The following is a 1,606-nucleotide window of genomic DNA, read 5'->3' on the forward strand; positions in this document are numbered from 1 at the left end:
GTGCTGATCCGCTACCGCAAGGAGGATTTCTCCGAGCTGGAGCATTTCGGCGGTGTCTCGCCGGCCTGGCCGTTTTCCTATGACGAGTTCGAACCCTGGTATTCGAAGGCCGAGCAGCTTTTCCGCGTGCGCGGCGCGCTCGGCGAGGATCCGACCGAGCCGTTCCATTCGATTCCTTATGCCTTCAAGCCGGTGCCCGACGAACCTTCGATCGCGCGTGCTCGCGCCGAGCTCAAAGGCCTCGGCCTGCATCCTGCCTCGCTGCCGCTCGGCGTCGACATCGAAGCCTGGCTGAAGGAGGGCAAGACCGGCTGGGATGCTTTTCCGAACACCGGGCAAGGCAAGGTCGACGCCCAGACCGGGCCTCTGGCGGCGGCGCTCAATGACAAGAACATCAAGCTCGAAACCGGCGCCCATGTCGACTGGTTCGAGGCCTCGCCGGACGGCAAATCGATTGCCGCCATTCATTACACGCAGAACGGCGCGCAAAGGACGCTCTCGCCGAAGCTGGTCATCCTATCGGCCGGCGCGATCAACTCCGCCGTCATCCTGCTGCGCTCGCCCTCGACAAACGGCAAAGGCCTCGCCAACAGTTCCGACCAGGTCGGCCGCAATTTCATGAACCACAATTCGAGCGCGATGCTGGCGATCGACCCGCGCCGCCGCAACGACGCCGTCTACCAGAAGACGCTGATGCTCAACGACTATTATCTGTCGGACGGCAAGGGTGGCAAGCCGCTGGGCAATGTGCAACTGCTCGGCAAGATCGACGGCAACATGCTGCGGGCCAATGTGAAGCTGGCGCCAAGATTCGCGCTCGATTTCATGGCCGGCCACGCCGTCGACTGGTACCTGATGTGCGAGGACCTGCCCGATCCGGAAAGCCGCATCCTGGTCGACGGCAAGGAGATCGTCATGCAGTGGCGGCGCTCCAACATGCAGTCGCTGGAAGGCCTGACCACGGTGATGCGCGAAAACTTCCGCGCCTGCGGTTACCCGATCGTGCTGTCGCGCCCGTTCGACAAGCGCACGCCCTCGCACCAGTGCGGCACCGTGCGGATGGGCAACGACCCCGCGACGGCGCCACTCGATACGTTCTGTCGTGCTTACGACCATAAGAACCTGTTCGTCGTGGACGCCGGCTTCCTGCCGACCTCGGCGGCGGTCAATCCGGCGCTGTCGATCGCAGCCCAGGCGCTGCGCGTGGCAGACCATATCCGCAAGACGGAGTTCGCGGCATGACCCGCCCGGCAGCCATCGTCACCGGCGGCGCGCGCGGCATCGGCCTTGCCTGCGCTGAGGCGCTGGCCGATGCCGGCTTCGATATTCTTGTTGCCGACCTTGCGGACAAGCCGGCCGATGGACTTGCCGAAAGCATCGCCGCGCGCGGCGCGAAATTCGCCTATGCCAGCTGTGACATCGCTGATCTCGCTGGCCATCCAAAACTGGTCGCGGCGGCGGTGGACGCCTTCGGCAGCATCGATTGCCTCGTCAACAACGCCGGCATAGGCGCCGTCGTGCGCGGCGACCTTCTGGAATTGAAGCCTGATAATTTCGACCACGCGCTAAATATCAATCTGCGCGGCACGGTGTTCCTCAGCCAGGC

General features: G+C 64.1%; 2 protein-coding genes. Both read left to right on the plus strand.

Features of this window, described 5'->3' with window-relative positions:
* Positions 1 to 1,242 (plus strand): GMC family oxidoreductase (locus tag EOA49_RS31845; RefSeq protein WP_164749380.1); only part of this gene is annotated, 1,242 nt, incomplete at its 5' end.
* Positions 1,239 to 1,606, plus strand: a 368-nt coding sequence (locus EOA49_RS31850; RefSeq protein WP_127243595.1) for an SDR family NAD(P)-dependent oxidoreductase, incomplete at its 3' end; no start/stop codon positions are given. The genes EOA49_RS31845 and EOA49_RS31850, both read left to right, overlap by 4 nt.

Source organism: Mesorhizobium sp. M1A.F.Ca.IN.020.04.1.1 (assembly GCF_003997315.1).
GTDB lineage: Bacteria > Pseudomonadota > Alphaproteobacteria > Rhizobiales > Rhizobiaceae > Mesorhizobium.